Origin of the sequence: Nostoc sp. (assembly GCF_036918015.1) — a bacterium.
Lineage (GTDB): Bacteria > Cyanobacteriota > Cyanobacteriia > Cyanobacteriales > Nostocaceae > Nostoc.
This window is the reverse complement of the sequence record NZ_JBALEO010000009.1, coordinates 1-24,773: the sequence shown is the minus strand read 5'-3', so window position 1 is coordinate 24,773 and position 24,773 is coordinate 1. Positions and strand designations below refer to the sequence as shown.

At 43.4% G+C, this 24,773-nt stretch carries 18 protein-coding genes; 10 read left to right on the top strand and 8 right to left on the bottom strand.

Annotated features, from left to right (window positions below):
- The first annotated feature begins 137 nt into the window (after nucleotides 1-137).
- Nucleotides 138-1,241 carry an AI-2E family transporter gene (locus V7K61_RS01670; protein ID WP_335050368.1) on the top strand — a complete coding sequence of 368 codons (1,104 nt, stop codon included), beginning with the start codon at nucleotides 138-140 and terminating at the stop codon, nucleotides 1,239-1,241.
- A 525-nt stretch (nucleotides 1,242-1,766) separates the two neighbouring features.
- Here V7K61_RS01670 and V7K61_RS01665 read toward each other — a convergent pair.
- The 5 genes from V7K61_RS01665 to V7K61_RS01645 form a co-directional block, all read right to left on the bottom strand.
- Entirely contained in the window at nucleotides 1,767-2,501 is a 735-nt protein-coding gene (locus V7K61_RS01665; RefSeq protein WP_335050366.1) for an HAD family hydrolase, read from the bottom strand.
- Between the two features lie 130 nt (nucleotides 2,502-2,631).
- A complete protein-coding gene (locus V7K61_RS01660) occupies nucleotides 2,632-3,765 on the bottom strand; it encodes a 30S ribosomal protein S1 (RefSeq protein ID WP_335050364.1) in 1,134 nt (377 codons plus the stop codon).
- Nucleotides 3,766-4,059: 294 nt separating this feature from the next.
- The gene (locus V7K61_RS01655; protein WP_084227385.1) at nucleotides 4,060-4,167 is read right to left on the bottom strand and encodes a photosystem II reaction center protein T; all 108 of its coding nucleotides are present in this window, start codon (nucleotides 4,165-4,167) and stop codon (nucleotides 4,060-4,062) included.
- Between the two features lie 116 nt (nucleotides 4,168-4,283).
- Entirely contained in the window at nucleotides 4,284-5,813 is a 1,530-nt protein-coding gene (gene psbB / locus V7K61_RS01650) for a photosystem II chlorophyll-binding protein CP47 (protein ID WP_335050362.1), read from the bottom strand.
- 495 nt (nucleotides 5,814-6,308) lie between these two features.
- Nucleotides 6,309-6,635 carry a hypothetical protein gene (locus V7K61_RS01645; RefSeq protein WP_289795423.1) on the bottom strand — a complete coding sequence of 109 codons (327 nt, stop codon included), beginning with the start codon at nucleotides 6,633-6,635 and terminating at the stop codon, nucleotides 6,309-6,311.
- An 854-nt stretch (nucleotides 6,636-7,489) separates the two neighbouring features.
- On the opposite strand from V7K61_RS01645, the gene V7K61_RS01640 reads away from it, so the two are divergent.
- Entirely contained in the window at nucleotides 7,490-9,142 is a 1,653-nt protein-coding gene (locus tag V7K61_RS01640) for an ABC transporter substrate-binding protein (protein WP_335050359.1), read from the top strand.
- Between the two features lie 311 nt (nucleotides 9,143-9,453).
- The gene (locus tag V7K61_RS01635; RefSeq protein ID WP_099103585.1) at nucleotides 9,454-10,479 is read left to right on the top strand and encodes an ABC transporter permease; all 1,026 of its coding nucleotides are present in this window, start codon (nucleotides 9,454-9,456) and stop codon (nucleotides 10,477-10,479) included.
- Between the two features lie 15 nt (nucleotides 10,480-10,494).
- On the opposite strand, the gene V7K61_RS01630 is transcribed toward V7K61_RS01635, so the two are convergent.
- Complete coding sequence (locus V7K61_RS01630) at nucleotides 10,495-11,034, bottom strand: hypothetical protein (protein ID WP_335050356.1); 540 nt, start codon at nucleotides 11,032-11,034, stop codon at nucleotides 10,495-10,497.
- A 228-nt stretch (nucleotides 11,035-11,262) separates the two neighbouring features.
- On the opposite strand from V7K61_RS01630, the gene V7K61_RS01625 reads away from it, so the two are divergent.
- Both V7K61_RS01625 and V7K61_RS01620 read left to right on the top strand, forming a co-directional pair.
- Entirely contained in the window at nucleotides 11,263-12,345 is a 1,083-nt protein-coding gene (locus V7K61_RS01625) for an ATP-binding protein (protein ID WP_335050354.1), read from the top strand.
- Nucleotides 12,342-15,023: an ATP-binding protein gene (locus V7K61_RS01620; RefSeq protein ID WP_335050352.1), complete on the top strand. Its 2,682-nt coding sequence runs from the start codon at nucleotides 12,342-12,344 to the stop codon at nucleotides 15,021-15,023. The genes V7K61_RS01625 and V7K61_RS01620 overlap by 4 nt, the downstream gene beginning before the upstream one ends.
- A gap of 264 nt (nucleotides 15,024-15,287) precedes the next feature.
- Here the strand turns inward: V7K61_RS01620 and V7K61_RS01615 are convergent, their stop codons facing one another.
- Nucleotides 15,288-16,403, bottom strand: coding sequence for an ABC transporter permease (locus V7K61_RS01615; RefSeq protein ID WP_335050350.1), 1,116 nt, complete (start codon nucleotides 16,401-16,403; stop codon nucleotides 15,288-15,290).
- Nucleotides 16,404-16,524: 121 nt separating this feature from the next.
- The gene (locus V7K61_RS01610) at nucleotides 16,525-17,406 is read right to left on the bottom strand and encodes an Npun_R2479 family HD domain-containing metalloprotein (protein WP_335050348.1); all 882 of its coding nucleotides are present in this window, start codon (nucleotides 17,404-17,406) and stop codon (nucleotides 16,525-16,527) included.
- 604 nt (nucleotides 17,407-18,010) lie between these two features.
- Here V7K61_RS01610 and V7K61_RS01605 point away from each other — a divergent pair.
- The 5 genes from V7K61_RS01605 to V7K61_RS01585 all read left to right on the top strand — a co-directional run.
- On the top strand, nucleotides 18,011-19,468 hold the full coding sequence (locus tag V7K61_RS01605) for an efflux RND transporter periplasmic adaptor subunit (RefSeq protein WP_335050346.1): 1,458 nt from the start codon (nucleotides 18,011-18,013) through the stop codon (nucleotides 19,466-19,468).
- 115 nt (nucleotides 19,469-19,583) lie between these two features.
- Nucleotides 19,584-22,778: an efflux RND transporter permease subunit gene (locus tag V7K61_RS01600; RefSeq protein WP_335050344.1), complete on the top strand. Its 3,195-nt coding sequence runs from the start codon at nucleotides 19,584-19,586 to the stop codon at nucleotides 22,776-22,778.
- A gap of 352 nt (nucleotides 22,779-23,130) precedes the next feature.
- Entirely contained in the window at nucleotides 23,131-23,607 is a 477-nt protein-coding gene (locus V7K61_RS01595; protein WP_334954601.1) for a hypothetical protein, read from the top strand.
- 249 nt (nucleotides 23,608-23,856) lie between these two features.
- Nucleotides 23,857-24,057, top strand: a complete 201-nt coding sequence (locus V7K61_RS01590; protein ID WP_335050342.1) for a hypothetical protein — start codon at nucleotides 23,857-23,859, stop codon at nucleotides 24,055-24,057.
- A 101-nt stretch (nucleotides 24,058-24,158) separates the two neighbouring features.
- Nucleotides 24,159-24,773: HEAT repeat domain-containing protein (locus V7K61_RS01585; RefSeq protein WP_335050340.1), on the top strand; the 615-nt coding region annotated here is incomplete at its 3' end.

Here is a 24,773-nt window from a genome sequence, read left to right as displayed (position 1 = left end):
TTGTCATTGGGCACTTGTACTGAGCGTAGTCGAAGTATTGATTATTAATTCTTCTTCCCCTACTCCCTGATCTCCCACTCCCCACGTCCCTAGAAGCCAAAATAAAGTTAGAACGAACTCTTATGAGGTCATCACTAATGCAATCAGCAAACAAACTGCCGCGATGGTTAACTATAGGATTGGCATTTCCCATTGCCATTCTCAACGGCTGGCTATTGCTCCAGGTTATACAGTATTTTCAACCCTTAGTTAGCATTATTGCCGCCGCCATCCTACTGGCTTTTGTCTTGAACTATCCAATCCAGTTTCTTCAGGAACAAGGGGTGAAACCCAACTTAGCGATCGGGGGAGTGTTGCTTTTGACTCTGGTGGTTTTAGTAGCTTTAGGCATCACCTTGGTTCCCCTGATTATTCAACAACTCGTTGAACTGGCTAATATTTTGCCCAGTTGGATTGATTCTGGTACTCAGCAGCTGCAAGCTTTTCAGGATTGGGCGTTAAGTCAACAGCAACTTCCGATTAATTTAAGTGGTTTATTTACCCAAGTTCTGGAACGATTATCTAACCAACTTCAGTCTTTCACTGGTAGAATTCTTGGTTTTGCTGTCGATACCATTGGTATTGTCCTGAATGTGCTGCTGGCAGTAGTGTTGACTATCTACCTAATATTGAATGGTGAACGTCTTTGGGACGGGATTTTTCAGTGGTTTCCCCCTAATATTGGGTCAAGAGTACGGGAATTACTGCGAGAGGATTTCCACAATTATTTCATCGGTCAAGCAACATTGGGAGCTGTGTTAGGAGTGACAATTACTCTGGTGTTTTTAGCGCTGCAAGTTCCCCTAGCTTTACTTTTTGGCATTGGTATTGGCTTATTTTCACTCTTCCCCTTTGGTACAGGAGTCGGTATCGCCATAGTAAGTTTGTTGGTAGCGCTGCAAAATTTTTGGTTAGGGGTGGAAGTCTTAGGTGTAGCTGTTGCGATCGATCAAATTAATTCTAATATTATTGCACCTCGAATTCTCAGCAATTTGACTGGCTTAAATCCTGTGTGGGTGGTGATTTCTTTATTGCTGGGCGCAAAGTTGGGAGGAGTACTGGGTTTATTAATTGCGATCCCGATTGCCAGTTTTATCAAGGATATAACAGATAGCTGGCGGGCTGGAGAGTTTAATAAGATAGAGGATATAGAGTCAGAACCCGTGGCGGTAAAAATTGAGAGAGCAGGAACTTATAGCTAAAGTTTCATCATTCAGATTAACTGAAAAACTGGTGCGATAGTCGATAAATAAACTGCAAAATATTAATTTAAGATGTCAACAAACAAGAAGCTATTATTTTGCGATCAATAGTTTGATAGAAAGCTTCGTCAAAATAATAACATTATCGTATTTATCCAAGCCACGAACAGGCATTTAATCTATTTGCAAGTCATGTATAGGATTACTATTTGATTTTTGAACAACACGTAGGGTGTGTTATGGCGAAGCGTAACGCACCATTTTAAAGGGTTTGGTGCGTTAGACTAAAGTCATAACGCACCCTACAAATACTTAATTTTTTTCAGAAATCAAACCGGATTCCTATAGAAGATATTATTCAGCGAGATGTATAAATATATGCCACTAAAGTTGTACAAGAAAATAAAGAAGAAAGACACAATCAGGAAGACCATATCCTTCTGCCAAATACAAAGATAACCAATTTAGAAGAGAAGAAAGAAGAATAAAACAGGAGTCAGAATTCTTCTTATAAAATCGTATAAATTAATCCTCTAAAATCTGGATTTCATCAAGTTTATTAATCACCACATCTGCACCTCGGACATGATCTGACTTACCTATCCAAGTGATCCCAATACAACCTGCGGCTTTAGCATTACGCGCCATTTGCATATCACCAACTGCATCACCCACCATCAATGTAGCGCCTGGTTCAACTCCCAAAGCTTGGCAAGCTTGCAAAAATAGCACCGGATCTGGTTTACTTGGCCCTTCATCTACGCCCATTTCTAACTGGATATAATCACTTAATTCGTGATTGGCTACAAAATTACGTACTTCTTCAGTTGTCGCAGCTGAGAGAATGCCAAGTTTTAGCCCACCATCTCGCAGGTATTTCAAAATTTCTAGGCTACCTACAAACAATGGTGAAGGAGTTTGTCCAATGTATTTTTCTGCTTCATCCAAAGCTTGACGGGCTATTTTTAAGCACTCAAACCATCCTCTTCCTGTTTCGGCAATATATGCCGCAGCCGCAACTTCTGTTTCGCGGCGGCTTGCTACTGATATTAAACCTGCGGGATCTAGAAGATTGCCATTGATGCCAAATGCCATTAATAGGGGTTCCCCAGTTCCAGGGATTTGAGCATCTATTAACCTCGTTGCTTTTTGTGCTAGCGATCGCAAATACGTTTCTGAATCTTCTAGAGTACCGTTTTTGTCAAACAAAATTGCTTGGATATTATCAAAAGTGATATTTCTACATTTAATGGTTGCCATAATATTTAACTTCTAACTACTCCCAACTCTTCACTTTACCGATTCTCCACATAAAAAAAGAGGGAAAAACCCTCTTTATAAAATGATTTAATACTCTTACTTAAAGACAAGTAAAACTATAAAAAATTTATTACTCTTCAATAGCTGCTGGAACTGGTGGAATTTCCTCTTCAGTTTCTGTCGCTGCTGGAATTTCTTCTTCATTTTCCGTCGCTGCTGGAATCTCTGCTTCAATTTCCGCAACTACTGGAATATCTTCTTCAAGTTCTGCTGCTGGTGGAATATCTTCGTCAAGTTCCGTTGCTGGTGGAATATCTTCGTCTGCAACAACTTCCGCAGGTGCAGCCGCCGCAGTAGCACCTTGCTGCTTGGCTAATAGCTGTTCGCGATACTTAGCAGCCATTTCTTCTGCCTTATCGTAGACCAAATCCCGGTTTTTAATCATGTCGCCAGGTTCGGGTTCTAGCTGCTTGGTAGATAGGGAAATGCGACCCCTTTCTGCATCCAAGTCAATGATCATAACTTTCACTTCATCATTGACATTGAACACGCTATGAGGTGTATCAATATGTTCGTGGGAAATCTCAGAAATGTGCAGTAGACCACTGACGCCGCCAATGTCGATGAAAGCACCGTAGGGTTTGATACCACGAACAGTACCAATTACTACTTCGCCGACTTCTAGGCGGTTCATCTTACGCTCAACCAGCGCCCGACGATGAGATAGAACGAGGCGATTACGTTCTTCGTCTACCTCTAGGAATTTCAACGGCAGATCCTCGCCTACCAATTCTTCTTTAGGTTTGCGGGTACTGATGTGAGAACCTGGGATAAAGCCACGTAATCCCTCAATCCGTACCAATGCTCCACCGCGATTGGTTGCAAATACGCCAGAACGGACAGTAGCATCTTCTGCTTGCAACTGCCGCACGCGTTCCCAAGCCCGCATATATTCAATACGGCGAATGGAAAGAGTTAATTGACCATCTTCGTTTTCATCGGTAAGGATAAAAAATTCGCGCGTTTCGTTTGACTGTAATACTTCTTCCGGGCTATCCACCCGGTTAATAGACATTTCTTGTATAGGAATATATGCTGCGGTTTTAGCACCAATGTCAATCAGAGCGCCGCGCGGCTCTATACTGAAAACTGTTCCTGGGACAACATCACCAGGGCTAAAATGATAATCGTATTTGTCAAGTAGAGCAGCGAAATCTTCGTGAGTGAATCCAATTTCTGTAGCGGTTAAATTCTGATTGACCATGCTGATTTGTTCCTGGTTCTAGTCTCCGTAAAGGTGGTGCGACAGGCGCGATGCGTTATGTAAGCAGTACTATGGCAGTTTACATAAAACATCCTTTTTCATCCTAGCGCAGAAAAGCTAGCATTAACACATATCTACTCCCAAGATTGGAAATTATATCACAATATAAAAATGATTTGTCATTTACTTAGTAGTAAAAACCAACAAAGGACGAACACAATAATATCCGTTGCCACCATACTTAGTAGCAACGGATATTAAGATTAAATCCGCTTAAAAGTCTGTGGATAGGATCTACTTATCTTTTGGTTTCTCAAAGCGAGGGGGTTCGCGAAATGCGATCGCAAAGAAGAGAGTACCTATACACAGAGTAAAAATCAAGATGTACGCAACGCTTTCCATTATTACGATTTCCTCTTTATCCAGCCAGTAATTAAAGAAAGTTCTGAGTGCTGAGTGCTAAGTGCTGAGTCAGAGCCTTAACTCGGAACTCAGCACTTCTTTACTCAGCACTGAAATTAAAGGGCTTCTTTCCGGCGGGTTGACTTGTCACCCACTTTCTGGAATAGACCCCACTCAACTTGCTCTTCAAGATCCGCGTCAACACCAGCAAATACGTCTCGGTAGATTGTCCGAGCGCCATGCCAGAGATGACCAAAGAAGAACAGCAGAGCAAATACGGCGTGTCCAAAGGTAAACCAACCTCTAGGACTGGTGCGGAATACACCATCAGAGTTCAAGGTTTCCCGGTCAAATTCAAAGATTTCACCGCCTTGAGCCTTACGGGCATACTTCTTCACATCAGCTGGTTCTGTAAAGGTCTTACCATTCAGATTGCCACCGTAGAAACTAACGGTAACACCAGACTGCTCGAAGCTATATTTAGATTCTGCCCGACGGAAGGGAATGTCAGCGCGGACAATTCCATCTGCATCAGTCAAAATCACTGGGAAGGTTTCAAAGAAGTTGGGGAGACGACGTACAGTCAATTCTCGTCCTTCAGAATCTTTGAATACGGCGTGACCTTGCCAAGATTGGGCAATGCCATCACCCTTCACCATTGGCCCTGTACGGAATAAACCACCTTTCGCGGGGCTATTACCGACGTAATCGTAGAAAGCCAATTTTTCAGGAATCTGCGACCAAGCTTGCTCAAGGCTTGCACCTTGGGCAACATTTGTTTGGACGCGGCGCTGAATTTCTTGACGGAAGTAGTTCTGATCCCATTGATAGCGGGTAGGGCCAAACAATTCGATGGGAGTGGCGGCGTTACCGTACCACATAGTACCAGCAACCACGAAAGCAGCGAAGAAGACTGCTGCAATACTGCTAGAAAGTACTGTTTCAATGTTCCCCATCCGCAAGGCTTTGTAGAGCCGTTCGGGGGGTCTAACTGTCAGGTGGAATAAGCCTGCAATAATACCAACAACACCAGCGGCAATGTGGTGAGCCGCAATGCCACCAGGGTTATAGGGGTTAAAGCCATCTGGCCCCCATTCTGGTGCTACTGCCTGGGCTGCGCCAGTTATACCATAGGCGTCAGAAACCCATATCCCCGGCCCAAATAGTCCGGTGACGTGAAAAGCACCAAATCCAAAACAAAGTAGACCAGATAAGAACAGGTGAATGCCAAACATTTTTGGCAAATCTAGGGCAGGTTCACCAGTGCGGGGATCTCTAAAAAGTTCCAAATCCCAGTAAACCCAGTGCCATACGGCGGCTAGGAACAGCAGACCGGAAAGAACAATATGAGCGGCAGCAACGCCTTCAAATGACCAAAAGCCAGGATCGGTTGATGGCCCACCAGTAACGTTCCAACCACCCCAAGATTGAGTGACGCCCAAACGTGACATGAACGGCAAGACGAACATCCCTTGACGCCACATCGGATTGAGAACTGCATCGCTAGGGTCAAAAACAGCTAGTTCGTAGAGTGCCATCGAACCAGCCCAGCCTGCTACTAAGGCTGTGTGCATTAGGTGTACAGAAATCAGTCGCCCTGGATCATTCAGAACGACTGTATGTACTCGGTACCAGGGTAGTCCCATCGACTACGCTCCTCCTCGATGAGTTAGTTTACAAAGCAATTTTCTTACTGAGGTTATGAGAGACGAAAATCGCCACTCATAAAACTCTCTCTTGTTTTTTGTTATTGCCAGAGCCAGAGTATCACCACCGCTTAGTCTTAATAATTCAGACAGAGTGGGTGCTTTGGCAATGCTTACTCGCTTCGGGAGGTTTACCTATGTTAGGGTAGCCATCGCCAAGCAAAAATGAGAATGTTTTAAAAAGTGTAACTATTGATGGAATTGTTTGCAAGCGTGTAAATTGATGCGATCGCGTAGCATCTCCAAGTTTTTTCGCTACCAATACCCGTCGGGGATTAAATTTTCTTATCTTTTCTTTACGTGGACTGGGGAGGCAGGGGAGCAGGGGAGCAGGGGAGCAAGGGAGCAGGGGAGCAGGGGAGCAGAGGAGCAGGGGAGAAGAGAAGTTGTAATAAGTTTTATCCCCTCTGCCCCTCTGCTCCCCATGCCCACTATCTACTGAACCACCAAGTGGATATTTTGCAGTTGACACTTCGCCTCGGCTGTACCCAGGCGTTCGATTACCTGTTCGGCGCTCATCAGACGCTTGAGTACTACTTGACCGATGGTCTGACTACCAATTACTGGTGTTGTTGGCTTGACTTCCACGGTTAAAACGGCTTCTTCAACTCGATAAAGCCAGAGCAATTCATTTTCTTCGACTAAACAAATATTCATTCGCTGAATATCTGGTTGGCGTCGCCATGCAGTTATTTGCCAGAGTCCATCAGATGCCCAGACTCTAGCAACTGCCCATCCCTCAGATAGAAAGAAATACTTCACGGTCTTAGTCTCACTATTTCGACTTTCAATCTGCTGTTAACGATATCGCGATCGCTTTAGTCGCTGATGTTCAAACACTCTTCTTTTTGACAATACAGCTAATGTTGACGATAAAACGCTTTATCGGTGTCTGTGCCCAAGCAGCAACAGGCAAAGTCTTTATATACACTACTTAGGCTAAGGTCAAAGCTTAAGTTCCTCGTAACTATGAATCTACGACAAATTCAGCCTATGTTGAAAATCTTAATTAAATAAAAATTTTTCAGTACGCAAGAAACCCACTTTAGGGAACTCCAAGAAATAAATTATCCAATCAATATTGTGGGGTGAGCATCTTGCCCGCCCAGTACATAGGGCGGGCAAGATGCCATTGGTGTCAACTTAAGCTGGAAATAGCTTATCTGTTGGCTTCCATGCCCGCCCGGAAATAAATTTTCGGGCTAATAGCTTAAGTCTACTGAAGTAGACTGGAGATTTTTGGCGCTATTTAGTCATCTTCAGATGACTTTAGCTATGAGACGGGAATTTCAATTCCCGGCGGACAAGCGGTTTCGCGTTAAGTTGACACCAATGGCAAGATGCCCACCCCACAGGAGTTAATTGGATATTTTTTTATTTGTCAGTCTCTTAATCTATTTTTGTAACAAATTAATATAGTGTGTAAATGTAGCTCGTCGTATATATCGTCACAGTAGCAATAAACTTAACCTTAGGCGTAGATATTGCTAACCAAAGCGCGTGCTGCATCCTAAAAGAACCAATATAATCACTATCTTCTATATTTATGAAGATTTAGCACAATAGTCACAAATGTAGTAAGATTACTGACCGCTGATATCAAATATATTATTGCTATGTCCTGGTTTTCCTTGTCCGTGAAACGGTGGGGTCGGATTACACAATTCCTATCTTTGTTTTGTCTATGTTTATTTTTAGTTGTTAGTTGCGCTCCTCGTTCGCAGCAAACTACGCCGCCATCCGGTTCTGTAAATACCCCTACAGGTGATGGTCGTATTACTATCGGTACAACAGCCAAGCCCAGAACTCTTGATCCGGCTGATGCTTATGAGTTAGCATCTTTAGGTTTGGTGTTTAATATGAGCGATCGCCTCTATAACTACGAACCAGGAAGCACCGAAATTAAACCCCAATTAGCCACAGCATTACCCAAAGTCAGTCAAGACGGCTTAACTTATACCATCCCCTTACGTCAGGGAGTCGTTTTTCACGATGGGACTCCCTTTAACGCTCAAGCAATGGCCTTTACCATCAACCGCTTTATTCAAAATAAAGGAAAACCCTCATTCTTACTAGCTGATATAGTAGATTCGATAAAACCTACAAGCGAGTATGAGTTAACCATCAAGTTGAAAAAGCCCTTTGCAGCATTTCCTTCACTGCTGGCATTTCCTGGAATTTGTGCAGTTTCGCCAAAAGCTTATGAAGTCGGCGCTGGTAAATTCAAACCGAATATTTTTGTAGGAACTGGCCCTTACAAATTAGGACAGTATGGTACTGATTCCATCCGATTTGATGTGTTTGATAAATATTGGGGAGAAAAACCAGCTAACAAGGGTGTTAATCTCCAAATTCAAACTAGTCCAGTTAATTTGTTTAATGCTTTCCGTACAGGTGCAGTGGATGTAGCTTATCTGTCGCTGCAACCAGATCAAAATCGCAGTTTAGAAGAAGGTGGGAAAAAAGGGGATTGGCAAGCGATCGCAGCTGAAGGTAGTGTAGTAAGTTATCTGGTATTAAACCGGAATCAAAAGCCTTTAGATAAATTAGAGGTAAGACAAGCGATCGCATCCATAATTGACCGTCCGCTTTTAAATGAGCGAGTATTACTTGGTCAAGCAGATCCGCTTTATAGCATGATTCCCACAACATTTAAAGTTTCTGTGCCATTATTCAAAGATAAATATGGCGATGCTAACTTCGATCAAGCTAAAAAATTATTAACTACTGCTGGCTTTTCCAAAGAAAATCCTGCAAAAGTGCAAGTTTGGTATCCTTCTAGTTCGCCTACTCGGAGTTTGGCAGCACAGACACTCAAATCTCTTGTGGATGTCAAAATGGATGGAATACTGCAATTTGAAGTTACTCAAGCGGAAGGGCCTGCCTTCTTTAAAGACATTGCCAAAGGTTTGTATCCGGCAGCTTTACTTGATTGGTATCCAGACTTTTTAGATCCAGATAATTACGTCCAGCCGTTTTTATCTTGCGACAAAGGCTCAATTGCTAAAGGATGCGAAGATGGAGGCAGTCAAACTCAGGGTTCGTTCTACTATAACGAAGCCATAAATAAACTGATTGATGGGCAACGCAAAGAACAAAACCCCGAAGCACGTCAGAAAATTTTTGCAGAAATTCAAACGCAAGTTACTACTGATGTACCTTACGTTCCCTTATGGCAAAACAAAGACTATGTATTTGCCCGAAATGGTGTTAATGGCGTAAAACTTAACCCTACCCAAATTTTGGTTTACCAGACACTTCAAAAGTAGTCATTGGTCATTAGTCATTGGTCATTAGTAATCACTGTTGACTATTGACTTTTGACTATTGACTTTTGACTATTCGATAAAAACTTATTGTTCAATATATATCTGGTTGATAGCTAAAATATAGCAGTTCTCAATTGCATGGAATACAGACCTAACCCCCAGCCCCTTCCCTTCAAGGGAAGGGGAGTAAGATTCAAAGCCTCTCTCCTAAAAGGAGAGAGGTTTGGAGAGAGGTCAAAATGTATTGCATACAAACGAGAACCGCTATAGTTTCCAAAAGTGGATTTTGAATCTTAAACTTTAAATTACTTATGTCTCGTTCTAAAGCATTACAATATTACATTGTTTCTCGGTTGCTTCTTGCGCCACTTCAGCTATTAACTATCATCACCATTGTATTTCTCTTACTAAGAGCAACACCAGGAGATCCAGCAGATGCAATTCTTGGTGGACGTGCGCCAGAAGCAGCCAAAGAAGAATTGCGAAAACAACTCGGTTTAAATCTTCCTCTGTGGCTACAGTACCTAAATTATTTGGGAAGCATACTGCGCTTTGACTTGGGAACTTCTTTAATGAGTCGCGGACAAAATGTTTGGGACATAATTGGGCAATATTTCCCGGCGACGGTGGAGTTAGCAGTATGTAGTATGGCGGTTGCACTCATCGTCGGAATTGCGGTTGGGACTCTTTCGGCTTCTCGTCCTGGGACATATTTTGATGTCGGCGGGCGCTTATTTGGTATCATCACATACGCACTTCCGATGTTTTGGGCGGGAATGCTTTTGCAGTTGATTTTCTCAGTCCAATTGGGTTGGTTTCCCAATTCCAACCGCTTTCCGCCCAATCTCCCGGCTCCCACTCCTGTCACTGGATTGTATACAATTGATAGCTTACTCGGTGGAAATTTCACCCAGTTTTTTGCATCTTTGCACCATCTGGCTCTACCAAGTCTCACACTAGGAATTTTGCTCAGTGGAATTTTTGAGCGAATTGTGCGAGTGAATTTAAAGCAAACCTTGCAAGCAGATTATGTAGAAGCTGCTAGAGCCAGAGGTATTGGTGAAAATAAGATTTTAGCTTCCCACGCTTTAAAAAATGCGCTAATACCAGTTATTACAGTCTTGGGATTAACTTTTGCATCTCTGTTGGGTGGGGCGATTTTGACAGAGGTAACATTTTCTTGGCCTGGGTTAGCAAATCGATTGTATCAAGCGATCGCCGATCGCGATTATCCCACAGTCCAGGGAGTGCTAGTCTTTTTTGGTGCGATCGTTGTGAGTGCCAGCATTTTAATTGATATTTTAAATGCTTATGTAGATCCGCGGATTCGGTATTAGTAAAAGGTTATATTACTATCCGACATCCAAGATAAAGTAGAAACTATCGTCAGCAATTCTGATGCTGCCAACATATTTGACGATAGGTATGATGACTCGATGCTGTCCTGCTTGAATCTTCCAGGTTTTTTGGAAGTTGCCAATATTATTACAACCAGCATTAATCGGGAAGGTACTAGGAGTGAAAAGACCATTTTTATAATTCTCAACTCCATTTGGAAACAGATAACTTTTGACTTCTAGTCGATTGACTAGAGCTTTAGATGGTATGCAATAGGTTAGATTTGATAATCTTAGAGTATCTCCAGCTTTTAGAGATATGCGATCGCGATTTTTAAGTTGCTGAGGTTCGTTGCTATTAAACTGTACAGTGAGGTGAGAAATGCATACTTTCGTTGCAGAAGTTTGATTGCATTCTGAATCAGAAGTAGGAGAAATATGAGCTTCAGTATTAGTCTTTCCGTTTACCGCAATCCAAGCAGCACCCAAAACGCCAATCAAGCCTATGATAGCCACTGTCAATGGCACAATTACGTTGTCAGTTGAGACTCTCATAGTAATTTACCTCCTCAAAATCAGTTTTATTAATAAATAACCATTGACAACAGCATATATTTTGCTTGGAATAAAGTCCCAGAAAAGCCTTTCCGGTTAACAAAAAAATTACCGGAAAAATTCTTCCGCATTTTTAGATATCTGGAAAATGGTATATTTAAATTCTGTTTGCTTAAAGTCTAGAAGTGCAAATTAGCTTGCCAAGGTGTTGAGGATAATGGCAAAAATATGAGTTCTTGGCAAACCTTTCTCGTAATGGATGTATTTCGTCAGTATGGTTTAAGCCCTACAGAACAAGAGATTTTTCTGGCAAAGTTTCCTGATGAGAACACTGTTAACAACAATAATCAGGTTGCAGACCAATCATTAAAAAATAAGCAACTTCCCGACACAGCAGAGACTGTGAGGAGGCAAATGTGGACGATATATAACCGACGATTTGCTCCCCAGCAAGACCGCGAAGGATTTCTGGAATTTAATCATAAAAGTAGTAGAAGCAAAGATATAAAATTTCTAGCTTGGTTAAAAAATAAGTATTCGCAATGGCTGGAAACACAAAATTATAAGATTGTTGATTCTGTCCCTACTTACACAGATAACCCATTTACTCCCCTGAATGACATCATCACTGACCAGCATCTACTGTACGGTCGGGAAAGAGACATTACAAGGATATTTGAAACCCTAAACAGCGGCAGTAGTGTAGCACTGATTGGAGAGAAAAAAATCGGTAAGTCTTCTCTACTCCAAGCTATTTATCAACAAGCACAACATCGATTGCTCAAACCCCGCAAAGCAATTTATCTTAACTTAAGCCTAATTTTTAACGACGATGACTTTTATGATGAACTCTGCGAGAAAGTTCAGATGCCTGTCGAGAGGGGTCGGCAATTAATTCGTAATTTACAACAACAGCAACTATTGCTGTTATTAGATGAAGTAGAACAAATGACTTGGAAGGGTTTTACCAGAGACTTGCGCCAACAACTGCGTGGTTTAGCTGACGGACAGGCTAACCCACCTCTGCGCTTGGTGATTACAGCCAGCGAACACCTAGACATTTTATTTCCTGATAGTCGAGATAATCCTTCACCCTTCCAAGGCGTTTGCATTGAAGAAATTATCCAGCCTTGGGACGAAAATATAGTCCGTGGATTTATTCGCAGTCGTTTAATGAATACTCAGGTTAGTTTTACAGAAGAGGAAATCATTCAACTAATCAAAGAAAGTTGCGGACACCCCCAGCGACTTATGTATTCGTGTCATCAAATCTATTCACGGTACATACAGACGATGAAAACTCAATTATGATCCAACAACCTCCTGTACCGCGTTTAAACTTAGCGCCCAAGTTGAGGCGTCCCCTCTCTCTGTGGAATCCTTTGGATTATCTACACCTGCTGTACTGGGTATTTTTCTTTCCGCAAGCTTTGCGGTGGTATGTGGACAGATTCGGGGGTGGGTATATTCCTGAAGGGGAAATGAATTGGCGGAAGGGATGGGAGTTATTCCGTCAAAATGCTGTCCAACGTCAGTTACTTTTTCAAGGATTAGTTTTAACAGTAATTACACCTGTAGCTATAGGTCTAATTTTTCAGACTGCAAATGTTTACATTAACTGGTTCGGCGTGGCGTTCGGCGTGGCGTTCGGCGTGGCGTTCACCGTGGCGTTCGGCGTGGCGTTTACCGTGGCGTTCGGCGTGGCGTTCGGCGTGGCGTTCGGTGTGGCGTTCGGTGTGGCGTTCGGTGTGGCGTTCAGCGTGGCGTTCGGCGTGGCGTTCGGCGTGGCGCTCGGCGTGGCGCTCGGCGTGGCGTTCACTGTAGCGTTCACCGTGGCTGTAGGCGTAGTGAGAGGCGTGGTGGGAGGCGTGGTGGTAGATGTGACGATAGACGTGATGTTCGGCGTGATGTTCGGCGTGGCGTTCAGCGTGGCATTCGGCATGGTGTTCGGCGTGGCATTTGCCGCGACGGAAGGCGTGGCGGTACTGCGTCTAGAAACCTGGCTTATTGGCTCACCTTTAAACTTGTGGACAATTCAAAACAGTAGTTGGCTACTCCCCCGCATCACTCCGCTTCCTCTTCCTAATCTTGTTTGGCGCTTGCAAAATTGGTTGCAAAATGATTGGGAAACAGGTTTACATAATGCTAATGAACTGCTGGCATATACCCTACAATTCATTCCTGTTGTCCAAGCAGTCAATAGAGTACTTGCCAAAATCCCCTCAGACCGACTTATTTGGACTGTCTCTCGACTGGCGGCAAATCCTTTTGATTGGAAGATAGTACGCTTTGCTTCAGCTTCTCTAGATGAAACCCTAAAGTCAACGTTTATCAAAGACTTCTTTTCCTTCTCCTGGTTTTTTTTCTTTCCTCATTCTTGGCAAGAAAGTTTACAGGCTCGTCTTAACACAGATACTCGCTTAGATACTCCTGCTCGTGCTGCTGCGGCTGGTTTTTGGCATCTACATGAAAAAGAATCGGTTAGAGCAGTAAAGGCTTTTAAAGTAGTGCGTTCTCTACTTTACGGTGAGGAAATATATACCCTTGCTGAAACTCTAGCAGCGTTTAACAAAGCTCAAAAGTTTGCCTCTATTGCTGCTATCCAAGTTCCTCCTTTTCCACAGGAACCGCTTTTACGTCCAGTCACCTGGAAAGTGCTTGCTAATTTGCGTCGAGTTGTTGAGGATGTGCAGTTTATTAACCGCAGCGTCTCACGTTCAGCCAGGTCTTTAGCTCTCAATCGAGCATTAGGCGAACTCATCAAAACCCTAAATCAAGCCGACACCCTGCCACAAGCAGAGCAAGGGTTAATCATAGATATCGCTCAAACTTGGAAAGAAAGCCTTTTACAAATCACTGGTGAAGTGGGAGAAATTTCCATCACCAAGCCTGTGGTTAATCCTTATGTTGTAGGCGATCCGGTTCAAGGTCATCTCTTTATTGGGCAAGAAGATATCATCAGACAATTAGAAGAACTCTGGGTGATGGGTAATCAACTCCAGTCTGTAGTTCTCTACGGTCACAGGCGGATGGGAAAAACCTCTATTCTGCTTAACGCTGCTAACTGTCTAGGTTCACAAATCCAGCTAGCTTATGTCAACTTGCTACGTTTGGGAGATAGCCCCCAAGGTGTGGGTGAAGTACTAATGGCAATTTGTGATGAAATTTCTCAAACTGTAAAACTTCCACCACCAACTGACGCTGATTTACTAAATCTCCCCTATCGGACTGTTGAACGTTATTTAAAACAGGTGGAAGCAAACCTAGACGGTGGGTTAATCATCGCCTTAGACGAATTCGAGAAAATTGAAGATTTAATAGAAGCGAAAAAAATCCCTATCGACTTTATGGGTTTTCTGCGCGGTTTAGTGCAAATGAGTTCTAAAATCGCTTTTGCCTTTGCTGGTTTGCACACTTTAGAAGAAATGACAGCAGATTATTTTCAACCCTTCTTTGCCAGCGTCATTCCTATTCATGTAGGCTTTCAAGAACGTGCAGCTACTCGCCAAATTCTCGCTAACCCAAGAAATGAAGACTTCCCCCTCGACTACATCCCGGAAGCCTTAGATGAAATTTATGCTTTGACACATGGTCAACCATATTTAGTGCAACTGCTGGGTTTTCAGCTAGTGCGCCGCTACAATGACTTTGTTTTTGAGCAAGGGCGATCGCGTGAGCCAGTTTTCACAGTGGAAGATGTGGAAGCAGTTATCAATGACCCTGAGTTTTTCAAGCGGGGACGCTACTATTTTGATGGAGTTTGGGGTCAGGCGGCGCGGGGTGCTGAGGGTCAACAAGCAATTGTACAAGTGCTTGCACCTCACCCAGAAGGGCTAAGTCTGGATGCCTTAGCTCAATCTACAGGTATGAACGATGCCGATTTACAGGAAGCGCTGAATACTCTGAAGCGTCATGATGTAGTTGAGGAAACTCAGGGAAACTGGCGGATTATGGTAGAACTGTTCCGCCGTTGGGTTTTGCAACAGTAGATTAGAGCGATCGCATTTGCTATTTCGGAGTACGCATTTGCTATTTCGGCGTTCGCATTTGTTATTTCGGAGTACGCATTTGCTATTTCGGAGTACGCATTTGTTATTTCGGAGTACGCATTTGCTATTTCGGAGTACGCATTTGCTATTTCGGAGTACGCATTTGTTATTTCAGAGTACGCATTTGTTATTTCGGAGTACGCATTTGTTATTTCGGAGTACGCATTTGTTATTTTAGCGATCGCATTTGCTATTATTGAGGGCTTATCTTCTTAAACTACGAGGATCAAGTGCATCTCTCAGTCCATCACCGAGTAAATTAAATGCCAACACTGTGAGGATAATCAGCACAGCCGGCGGCCAAATTAACCAAGGTTGCAGTACCAAAATTGAAGCATTGCTAGCCAGAGAAAGCATATTGCCCCAAGAAGGGTCTGGTTGTTGAATTCCCAAGCCGATGAGACTCAGTATTGCCTCAGAACCAATAAAGCTGGGAATTGCAAGAGTCGCAGAGATAACTACATAACTAGCCGTTTGCGGCAAAACGTGGCGGAGGATGATATAAAGTGGGTTCGCGCCCATTGCCCGCGCTGCTTGGACAAATTCTCGCTCTTTAAGTGATAGCACCTGTCCCCGAATGACCCGTGCTAAACCAGCCCAGCTAATCACCGAAGTAATGACCACAATCAGCAAAAAGCGCTGGGTACTACTCAAACCCGCTGGTAAGACTGCGCCCAATGTTACCAAAAGATAAATACTAGGGAAAGTCATTAACACTTCTGCCAAACGCATAATGACACTATCAGTCACACCGCCGAAATAGCCAGAAATTCCCCCGATGAGCAAACCGAGGGGATAGGTAATGATAATGCCAAAAATCCCGATAAACATACTGATGCGACCGCCGTGCAGCAAGCGACTAAATTGGTCGCGGCCTTGGTCATCAGTGCCCAAAATATTGACTTTGACGCCAGTTGTTGTGCCAAATAAATGCCAATTTAAGGGGATACCACCAAAGATTGTGACTTCATCCCACTTCGGGGGTAATGGCAAACTCATCTGCAACAATCGGTATTCTGGCCCGGAGACAAATAGACGCAGGGGTGAAGGCTTTGTCGAGTCTACAATGAGTTGGCGATCGCCTGTATCTAAATTTGTATCTCCCTGAGTTGTCGGATAAACATAAGGCCCGACAAACTGCCCTGATTGAGAAACCCAGCGTATCTTCGTTGGTGGCAGCAGTGAACCATTAGGCTGTGAAGCATAGGGGTCATAAGGAGCTACGAAATCAGCTGCAATTACTCCTATATAGAAAATTAACAGCAAAATGGCCCCAAATCGTGCCAAAGGATTTTTCTTAAGTCGTCGCCACCAATCCATAGTAGTTAGGAGTTATAAGTTAGGAGTTATGAGTTATTAAGTTTTTATCTTAATTCATAACTCATGATTAATAATTTTCAACTCCTAAACTCCTAAACTCCTAACTCCCAACTCCTAACTCTTAGCTCTTAACTGCTAACTGCTCTAAATACCGCTGCTGTTCTTCCTGTTGTTTTTCATGTTCCACAACAAACACGTTTGAGTAGAGATTGGCGAGAATTTGTTTTCCCTGTTGTGTCAATGATAAATAATGCAGTCCTTCTTGGATATAAGGATATACGCCATTCCAGTAAAACTTAGCGTAGTTGTTACGCAAATCGGCAGGGGTTTTATAGCCCAAAACTTTATTTACACCAGTTTCTTCAAATTCGTAAAATAAAGAAGTAATTTTCTTCAGGTAACGTGGATCGCTTAGTTGACCAATCAAATCAGCAGCACGCACTAATCCTGCAAAGCACTTTGTATCTTGATGATCTTCTGCCGCCGGCACGGGAAATCGAGTCAATTCAATATTGCTCTTAATTGCCTCAGCATCGATTAACTTGTGACCTCCAAAACGCTCATCAATAAACAGTTTGGCTCTATCAACATGATACGGCGTCAGACTGGCATCAGAAGCGCCAGCCGCCACAGAAATCATTCTGCCATTTTTACCTGTGGAATATAAGTTTGCTGTTTCTCGGTCTTGTCGGCAAACTCCCTTAACATAGCCAATATCATGACTGACTAAAGAAATAATACAATGCAACCAGTCTTCACTAGAAACACCGCCTTCCCTGATGTGTTTGCCACGTAAAATTTCTTGTCCCACTAGGGTGACTAAGACAGTGTGTTCAACATTGTGGTAAAGAGCATCGCTATTGGCAATGTTTTCCAAAGCCATGTTACCCGCCCAGGCGATAATGTCCTGATAATCATTTTTAAAGCAGCCATAAGTGCGACGGTAGCCGTCTCGAATTTCATTTACAAAGGCATCAATTAAAATTTCAGTGGCATTGAACATATCTGCTTTCTCTGGTAAATACCAATTTTTTATTGATTTGATTTCAAAATTCCAGAATCAAGGCCACCCTTGCTGGAATGTAAGGCAATGGAGTTTGCTCCTTTGTAACTCACGTGTAGCTAGGCAATGGAGTTTGCTCCTTTGTAACTCACGTGTAGCTGTAGACGCTAGCTTTATTTATGCCTGGATACATGACTTCCTGGCAACACAAAGGCTTTAGAGAAATGATTGCTTACGTATAAAAATAATTTCTTAGTATAGCAAGGAACATAAATACTTTCAATTCTAACTTAGATAAATCTAAATGAGCTATATTAGTTTTTCATATTTAAGCATGGTTGACAGTGATCTAAATACAGATGGTGTGTGACATAGAGTAGCTCTATGAGATGAGAGAATTTTTTGTATCATAATCTACATAAAATTTACGATCGCTTTTTGATAGTAATTTCTCTCGGTAGCAAAGTTGTATTATATACAATTGCAGATCAAAGACATTTACTATGAAATGCGTCATAGTTGATTATCGAAGTAAATAAACTTCAAGTTTTCTTAAGAAAATACCAAGCTTTGGTATGCATAGACAGCAAGTAGAGGTGAAACTGTGAGCGATGAAAGTCTTTCAGAAGTCGAGGTGGAAGAAGCTATAACCTCTGAAGATAGGAGTTTTTTAAGCAAATCAGATCAAAAACAAACCAGGGCATGGTTGAAGCCATTATTCTTGGGTACTGGTTTAGGAATCGCGATTGCCTTGGTTGGGATGAGTGTATTAAATCGTTCTCCATCCCGTCAACAAAGTGGAGTAGCGGATAAAAAAGTTAACCCGGCGATGACAGTTACTACCGCCACAGTAGAAACCGCCCGCGTTGTCCGTACCCTTAAAACGACTGGGACTGTAGCCGCGAGTGATTTAATTCCGGTGCTACCGCAAACAAACGGTTTACAAATTAAAAGCATCCCCGCAAATGTCAAAGAAGGAGCTTTTGTCAAACAAGGTCAAGTGTTGGCGGTGTTAGATGGTTCCATACTGCAAAGCCAAATTAGCCAAGCAAAAGCAGATGTGGAATCGAAAGAAGCAGATGTGGCATCCAAGCAGGCAGATGTGGTATCGAAACAAGCAGATTTGGCATCAAATAAAGCAATAGTCCAGCAAAGACAAGCCGATTTAGCTCAAGCTAAGGCAAGGTTGGAGGAAGCAGGCAAGAATTATCAGCGCTATCAACAACTCGCTGACTCTGGGACGATTAGCAAACAAGAACTTGATACTCGTTCCTACAATGTGAAAACTGCCATAGAAGTTGTGAACCTGTCCCAAGAAAATATACGCAGTGCCCAGGCTAATATCGGCAGCGCCCAAGCCAATATTAATAACGCCCAAGCGATCGTCAACAAAGCCAAAGCCGATGTCAAAAGCAGTGCTGCTAAGGTGCAACAACTGCAAACTCAGTTAGGACAAACTGTGGTACGTGCGCCGGTTGCGGGAGTAATTGCGGAGAAACTGGCTAGAGTCGGTGATGTGACTGGTGTACCGCCGCAAACCCAGGTGGGAACTGTGATTGGTGGCACACAAAAACTATTTTCGATTATCCGAGATGAAAAGTTAGAACTTCAGGCGAAGGTGCCCGAAACTCAATTAAATCAGGTGAAAATTGGCGCATCGGTGCAAATTACTTCTGATGTCGATCGGCGGGTGCGATCGCAGGGACGAGTTAGAGATATACAACCACAACTGAACGATCAAAGACGGGAAGCGACAGTAAAAATTGACTTGCCGCCAACAACTTTACTTAAACCAGGAATGTTTGCTAGTGCTGCAATTACTACTGACTCAGGGATGAAAATGGTAGTCCCACAAAAAGCAGTGCAGTCCCAAGCTGACGCAAGTGTAATTGTATTCATCTTATCGGGTGAAAATACCGTCCGTAGCCAGAAAGTAGAGTTAGGAGATCCTGGTAATAACGACACAGTAGAAATCAAGAGTGGGTTACAGTTAGGCGATCGCGTTGTCGTTGATGGTGCAGGCTATCTCAAAGATGGCGATAAGGTTCGAGTTGCAAGTTGAAAGGAATGGGAATGGGGAATGGGAAAAATAACCAATACTTCGACTACGCTCAGTACAAGTGACAAATGACTAATGACCAATGACAAATGACAAATCCAAAATCTAAAATTTCCCAATGTCTTTTAATATCTCAGCCTGGTCGATAAAAAAACCTGTTCCCACGATAGTTTTATTTTTAATTTTGACGGTTGTCGGTTGGTTTTCCTTCATGTCCTTGGGGATTGATACTAACCCAAATATTGATGTGCCAACAGTTTTGATCAAAGTCACCCAACCAGGTGCAGGCCCAGCAGAACTAGAATCCCAAGTGACGAAAAAAATTGAAGATGCTGTGGCAGGGTTGGGCAATATCGATTACATGATTTCCACCGTCAGCGATGGGAATTCTAAGACGACAATCAATTTTGTTTTGGGTACAGATAGCGATCGCGCCACCAATGATGTTAGAAATGCGATCGCTCAAATTCGTCAAGATTTACCCCAAGATATCAACGACCCCATTGTGGAACGCCTAGAATTTTCCGGCGGTCCGGTGATTACCTACGCAGTTAAATCAGATCGGCGTTCTGTAGAAGAATTAAGCAATATCGTAGACCAAACTATTAGCCGCGCCTTATTGGGAGTTCGTGGTGTAGCACAAATTCAGCGCGTGGGTGGTGTTGACCGAGAAATTCGCATTAATCTTAATCCCGATCGCTTACAATCTCTAGCGATCACCGCCACTCAGGTAAACGACCAAATCCGCGCTTTGAACATTAACTTACCTGGCGGACGTGCCGAAGTTGGTGGTAGCGAACAAAGTATCCGCACATTAGGAAGTGCCACCAGTGTGGATATTTTGAAAACCTACGAAATCGTTTTACCACAAGGTGGTTCTGTACCGTTATCTAGTCTGGGAACTGTAGAAGATAAATTTGGTGATGTACGCCAAGCCGCCCGTTTAAATAATCAACCCGTGGTAGCTTTTCAAGTCTTACGTAGTACTGGCAGCGTTCTGGTGACAGTGGAAGAAGGAGTGAAAGCAGCAGTCAAACAACTGGAAAAAACCCTTCCTCCAGATGTCAAACTGGATTTAATTTTTACTAGAGCCGATATTGTCCGCCAATCTTACCAAAGCACCATTGATGAATTGATTCAAGCTTCGGTGCTGGCGGTCATCGTTATTTTAGTGTTTTTGCGGGACTGGCGAGCAACATTGATTACCGCTGTTGCTTTGCCCCTATCAATAATTCCCACCTTCGCAGTGCAGCAAGCCCTTGGTTACACGCTCAACAACATGACTTTGTTGGCATTAGCGCTAGCGGTGGGCAACTTGGTAGATGATGCCGTTGTGGAAATTGAAAATATGGAACGGCATATCGCTATGGGTAAGTCTGCTTGGGAAGCGGCTTTTGAGTCTTCCGACGAAGTAGGATTAGCGGTAATCGCAAGTTCAGCGACAATTATTGCAGTGTTTCTGCCCGTTGCCTTTATGGGTGGGATTCCGGGGCAATTTTTTCAACCATTTGGCGTTACCGTTGCCGTTTCCACAATTTTCTCAACTCTTGTGGCGCGGATGGTTACGCCGATGATGGGGGCGTATCTTTTAAAGGAGGCACAGGGGCACACTTCGACTACGCTCAGTGACCGAAGGGCAGAGGGGCACACTTCGGCTACGCTCAGTGACCGGGGGGCAGAGGGGCAGAGGGGAGTCATAAAAATTTTTAATTTTAAATTTACACTTCCAGGTGGTGGGAACGGAAGTAGAAAACTTGGAGATGAAAAGCGTCAAGGCTTTCAACCTTATAGATCGCTTTTACAGTGGGCGTTACGCCATAGATTGACAACAATGGCGATCGCATTAGCTTTCTTCATTGCCAGTGCGATGCTGGTTCCCTTAATTCCCAAGGGTTTTGTTGATGATGGTGATTTTGGAATTTCTAATGTATCTATAGAACTTCCTCCTGGTTCCACGTTAGAAGACGTTAACAAGGTAGTCACACAAGCAACTGATATCATCCGGCAAAATCCAGTAGTTGAACGTGTACTAGCAACAGAAGAGATCAATTCTGCCAGCCTTGCGATTAATCTCAAACCCAGAGAGGAACGAAATATTTCCCAAAAACAGTTTGAGGAACAAGTGCGTCCTTCCTTCGAGCAAATACCAGGAGCTAGAATTAGTTTTCAAAGTCAGTCACCGGGTGACAGTCGGAAAGCTTTATCAATTGTCCTCAGAAGTGAAAATCCCGAAGCATTAAATCAAGCGGCTGATGCCCTAGAAAAGCAGATGCGATCGCTAGCTGGATTGGTAGAAGTGGCTTCGACGGCAAGTTTAGTCAAACCAGAGATTTTGGTAATTCCCAACCCGCAACGGGCAGCAGATTTGGGTGTAACAGTGCAAGCGATCGCTCGGACTGCTTCCCTTGCCACCATCGGTGATAATGAAGCCAACTTGGCAAAATTTAATTTAAGCGATCGCCAAATCCCCATTCGCGTGCAAATCGATCCGCAAGCGCGGGCTGACATTAACACAATCACAAATCTGCAAGTCCCCAGTCAAAATGGTAGATTGGTTCCCCTCATAGCAGTGGCAGATATCCGTTTTGGTAGCGGCCCTGCTACCATCAACCGTTACGATCGCGCCCGTCAAGTAGCCGTAGAAGCCAATTTGCAAGGGCTTTCTTTAGGAGAGGCAGTAGAAACAATCAACCAACTACCTGCGATGCAAAACTTACCGCCAGGAGTAGTACAGCAACCATCAGGCAGTGCCAAAATTATGCAAGAGATTTTCGGTCGCTTTGGCGGTGCATTAGGACTGGGATTAATGTGTATCTATGCAATTCTGGTGCTGCTGTATAACAACTTTCTCCATCCATTATCGATTATGGCAGCCTTACCCTTTTGTTTAGGCGGCGCATTGGTAGCGTTGATGGTTGCTCAAAAACCCTTGGGAATATATGCCCTGATTGGGATTGTGTTGCTGTTGGGGATTGTCACTAAAAACTCAATTTTGTTGGTTGACTATACCATCATCAATATGCAAGAAGGCAAAACCCAACGTCAGGCACTTATTGAATCAGGTGTGTCACGTCTGCGCCCAATTTTAATGACTTCTTTTGCAACGATCGCCGGGATTCTGCCCTTAGCATTGGGAATTGGCGCGGGTTCTGAAGTTCGCCAACCGATGGGAATTGCCATTATGGGCGGTTTCACAACTTCTACTCTGTTGACACTGGTGGTAGTGCCAGTGATATTTAGTTACATTGACAACTTTCAAACTTGGATTATGCATACACTGCGCGATGGCTCTGGTAAGAAATCATCGCGTTAATAATTAATTGTAGAGACGGCGATTTATCGCGTCTTCTTAACCAAATCGTATTGCTTCCTTACAGCGTAAGTTTTACCCCACCCTAACCCTCCCCTTGTAAAGGCTACGGTGTATACACAAGTCTGAAATAGCTGAGTAACCAAGGTTTTACCCCACCCTAACCCTCCCCTTGTAAAGGGGAGGGAACTAGATGCTCTTATTTCCCCCCTTTCCAAGGGGGGATTAAGGGGGGTAATTCGACTTGTGTGTACACCAGAGAGGTTAATTTCCCTACTCCCCCTTCCTTAAATACTGTGCGATCGCATTTCTCAGTGGGAATCATAACAAACAGATTTACCACAGTAAATAACCAATGGCATACCAAAACATCACCGCTTCCCTTTCTCCAGCAGATATCCAAGAAATTAAAGCAGCCTTTGCGACTATCCAAGCAAAGATGCCTTTTCTCGTAACCCTGAGTGTAGAAGAACGACGCAAGTTATTTAAGATGGGCGATAAAAGACTCGCTTTTGTCAACACTAGCCTGATTGCTGCCCAGTCTAACAAAGAAATCTTACCAGCCAGCTTTGATTTAGATGAGTTTATCCGGGATTATCAACTAGCCGCTAACCTCACCGAACTGTTGATTGGACTGCGACAACTGACAGAGCAAGTAGATGATACCCTAATGGCAGTCGGTAGCGAAGCAATGGGTAGCAGCTTGACAGTTTATGATTACGTCAAGACAGCTGCTAAGAAAACTCCAGGGTTAAAAACTATAGCTGAACAATTAGGCGATCGCTTTAAAGCTATAAAAAATAAACCTGCCAAAGCTGCATCTGATTCATAGCCTGTAAACATTCCCAGTTCCTCATGTAGAGACGCGATTTATCGCGTCTAAAAGACTGACACATTAAAAAAACGCGATAAATCGCCGTCTCTACAAAGAATGTACTCGTCAATTATTCCTTGACAGACTACTATTTTTGACTTGTGTATACACTGTAGCTCCAACTCGAAGAGAGACAGACTTGAATTTTAGTTCACGGCAGCGAGAGGTTTGTCAAATTTACGTTAAATGAGTCTTTGATACTCGTCGATGAATATCAAAGATTCGTCGATGAATATCAGAGCTTCGTCGATGAACCTCAGAGCTTCGTTAATGAATATCAAAGATTCGTCGATGAATATCAAAGATTCAGCGATGAATATCAAAGATTCAGTGATGAATATCAAAGATTCAGCGATGAATATCAAAGATTCGGCGATGAATATCAAAGATTCGGCGATGAATATTTAATACTCGCCCACGAACATTAAAGGCTCTAAATCAGGAATTAGGAATTGCAAGGCTGATATTATACCCATAACCGCGTATAGTCTGCCGCCTTGCCCCAAATTATGCTCACCACACCCCGCCACAGCAACAAGCCTTCTCCCTTTATCCTTTATGCTTTAGCCTTTATCTTCTCCTTTCTCCTCTGTCTACCTTGGGTAAGCGCCAAAGAAACCCCCAAACCCAAACCGCAACAGTGGCAGATTGACGGCATAGTAGCAGCCCTTGACGACAGCTACCCCAAAGTCAAGCAATATGCTTTTGAGCAATTAGCTAAATATAAGCCGCAAGATTTAAAAATTCTGCTTAAAAAACCGGAGAAAATTGCCCAGAAAGCCGCCAACATCCTCAAGGATGAAAAGGTAGATTCAAATATTCGTGGCAGTGCGGCATCGGCATTGGGCAACCTGGGAGAGGCGGCTACCAAGTATATCCCTGACATCGTTAACATCCTCAAGGATGAAAAGGTAGATTCAAATATTCGTGGCAGTGCGGCATTGGCATTGGGCAACCTGGGAGAGGCGGCTACCAAGTATATCCCTGACATCGTTAACATCCTCAAGGATGAAAAGGTTGACTCAAATGTTCGTGGCAGTGCGGCATTGGCATTGGGCAACCTGGGAGAGGCGGCTACCAAGTATATCCCTGACATCGTTAACATCCTCAAGGATGAAAAGGTT